At 67.9% G+C, this 3,394-nt stretch carries 1 protein-coding gene; it reads right to left on the bottom strand.

Annotated features, from left to right (window positions below; translation table 11 throughout):
- The coding region (gene mobF, locus APM_RS19505) for a MobF family relaxase (protein WP_050807247.1) at positions 1–3,394 on the bottom strand (3,394 nt) is incomplete at both ends.

Consider the following 3,394-nt stretch of genomic DNA (forward strand, 5'->3'; position numbering starts at 1 on the left):
AGCCGCCCGGTGTTACAAAGATATGCTCGGTCGTGGTGATGCCCTGGGCGGTGTTGGTGGTCATGGCATAGCCATACGCCAGCCGCATCTGGCCGGTTTCCTTGTCGGCCAGCGTGTCCCACTTCACAAAGCCCTCGCGGCCATGGTCGTTCCGCAGCACCAGGCCTTCGTCGCGGATGCTGGTGATTTCGAGGATCGAGCCGTTGTCGCCGATCGCGCCCTTGCCGCCGTCCAGCATCGCGGCGTTGGTCCTGGCGAAGAGCCGGATTTTTTCGCCCGTCGCGATCGGCATGGCGTAGTGCTCACCGGTGTTCTTGTCGATCGCCGCCAGCGTCATGCGGCTCTGCCCCAGCTCGCCAGAGGCCAGCAGCCGTTGCCGGATTGCCTCGCCGATCGCGCGCGCGTCCTGATTGGTCGGTGTGCTGATCGAAATCGTAAAGCGTGGCCGGTCAGCATTCACTTTCCGGCGCTCATCCCAGAGCGCGGCGGCCCGCGCGATCACCTCGCCATGCCCGCCGGCAACGATCTCGGCCGTGCCATCCTGCCGCTTCATGTCCAGCGCCTTGCCAACAGCCTCGGCGCCACCTTGGCGCAGCAAGCCCGCGATCTCGCGCGCGCGTTCGTTGGTCTGCCGCACGCTGCTTTCGATCGACGGCACCTTGCCCAGCCCTTTTTCGAGAAGGCCGATCACCTGGCCCGCCTCGATCGACTGGCATTGCTTCGGATCACCGATCGCCACCATACGGAACCCGTGCCGCTCCTGTAGCCGCAGCAGATCGAGCATCTGGCGCGTGCCGATCGTGCCCAGCTCATCGATCACCACGACGCTGCGGTTGGACAAGTCGAGCCGGCCGCTCTCCACCCGGTTGATGAACACCGACACGGCCGCGATCGTGTCACGCCCGCCGGCCTCGGTGTCGGTATTCAGCCCGGCCTCGCGCAGCTCGCGCGCCTGGCGCCAGCCGAGGCTGATGCCGTGAATGTCCGCACCCTGGTCACGCCACGCCGCCACCAGCGGCTTCAACAGCGTGGTCTTGCCAGCCCCGGCCGCCCCGATCCCCACCGCGAACCGGCCACCCATGCCGAGATGATCGATCATCCGGCGCTGCGCCGCGCCATGCTCGCCGGTGAAGCTCAGCCCGCTCGCCTCGATCCCGCGCTTGATCTGCACCGGGTTGAGCGTGCCGCGCCGGTCCCGCCCTGCTTGTCCCGCCAGCTCGACCAGCGCGCTCTCCTGCTCGACATGGGCGCGCGTCGTCAGCCTGGTTGTGGTGATCGTCACATCCGGGTTGTCCGGGTCATCCCGCTCGGTCTCGACCGCGATGATCTGCGTGCGCGCGGACTCACCGTTGCCGCCGGCACCGCCCGTCTCGACAACCCCGCGCGCCCGCAACCGCGCGATCACCTGATCAACATCGCCGCCATCCTTGATGCCGGCTGCCACCAGGCCACGCGCTGCGGCAACGCGCTCATCCTCGGCCTTGATGACCGCCCGCCGAGCAAACTGCTCGCCCAGCATCCGCGAAGCTGCCTCATAGGCCCGATCCAGCCGGGCCGCTTCGGTCATCTTCTCCGCTGACGCCGCGTTCTGCAGAACGCTTTTGTGCTGGTAGCCGCGTGCCTCCGCCTGGCGCCGCCAGCTCGCAAAATCGCTCAGATCATCGGCTTTGGCACTGCGGCTCGCAAAGGCGCCGCCTTTCAGCAGCTTGATTCGTTCATCGCCGGTCATGCGGTCCCAATCCGCCCCCAGCGAGGCGGCATAAGCTTTCGCGTCGGAGAGGGCATCGCGGGTCCGCTTACTGAACGCCGCCCGGATCTCCTCCGGCACGGCGCTGAGCCGCGCCGCGCCGGTGGTTCGGTCCAGCTCTATACTCGCGCCTGCCCGCCGGAGATTCTGGGCGAGATGGGCTTGGTAGATCGCCCCCCATTCATGGATGCGACCGTGCATCTGCAACGTGTTCAGAGACACGACACGGCCGCTCTCGGTGACAATGACATTCGGCATCGCGACATGGGTATGAAGCTGCGGATCGCCGGCCACCTTCACGGAGACGATCTCGGTTTCCGTGCGGCCATCCGCTGTCTGCCGGGCGATTTCGATTGTGGGCCGGGCCGTGTAGTGGTCAAAGGTGATCCACCCGATGCGGCCCTGCTCGGTGCCTTCCTTGCCGCCTTTGCCCTTCCGGGCCTGGCCAATGACCTGCTCGACCTCGGCCATGGTCGCGGCCACCGCATCCTTGTGCGCCTGGGCCAGCTGGTTGCGCTCCGCCTCGGTCGGCGCGAAGGCCCAGGCCAGCGACACCGACTTGTCGGCCGAGAAGGTAAAATCAACGTAGCCGATCGGGGTTTTCGAGCGGTTCACCGCATTCCGCCAATCGGCCGCATCCAGCACGGTGCCATCCGCCCGCTTGCCCTCAAGGATGTTGGCCCGCTCGGTCTCGGAAAGGCTCCGTCCGTCTTTGGCCCCCAGCGCCTTGTAGAGCCGCACAAGCTCGGGATGAGGCACAGGCTGGCCTTGTTCGGTCTCCTGGGCGGACGGGCCATCCGGCGCGGCGCCGGGAGAGGCGGATGACAACTTCGCCTCGATCCGCGCCCGGTCGGCAGCGCTCGACGCTTCGGCCGTCGCCAGCGCCCGCCGCAAGCCGGCGGCGCCACTTTCGCGCAAGGCATCGGCCCAATCGGCGCCCTTTGCCCCGCCCGCGACATCAGCCGGCGGTTCAAGATAGACCGCCTCGCCGCCATTGGCCTCGATCAAGGCCGCGGCCTTGGCGGCCGCCTTCTGCCCGGCCTCGCCAACATCACGGCCATTGTGGAGGCGGGCTTTGTCGCGATCGGCCAGCAGGACAACCGGCGTCGAGCCGCTGAACCGCCCGGCCCAGGCCACCAGGCCGCCAGCATTGTAGCCAACAACACCAGCCTGCCGCGTTGCCTGCACGACACTCGCGACGGTCTCGAACCCTTCACCGGCAACCCGGGCCTGGTCATGGCCGCCAATCGGCACCGCCGCGCCAGCAGGCGGATGCAGCAGCCAGGCGCCCGAAGCCCCCAGCATCCGGCGGCCGATTTTTGCTCCGCCCTCGGTCAGATAGGTGCGCTGCACGCCCGTCAGCCGCACAAGGCCATCCTCATCCTGGCCGAACATCGGCGTCAGCATTACCACCGCCGCACCGGCCGCCACTTCCGCCGCATCATAGTTCGGATGCGGCCGGATCAGCCGCACATGGCTCATCAGCCAATCGGCATCGAGGCCGCGCCCGCTGCTGAGATAGGCACACGCTGACGCCCGCAGGGCCGCGGCCTCGTCCACGCGCGCCGCATGCGCCGCCCGCTGCTGCAATTTCTGCCCGACGGACCCGTGCAGGCTCGGCGCGTGCAACTCGCCAGTGCCCGGAAT

Source organism: Acidiphilium sp. PM, assembly GCF_000219295.1.
Taxonomy (GTDB): Bacteria; Pseudomonadota; Alphaproteobacteria; order Acetobacterales; family Acetobacteraceae; genus Acidiphilium; species Acidiphilium multivorum.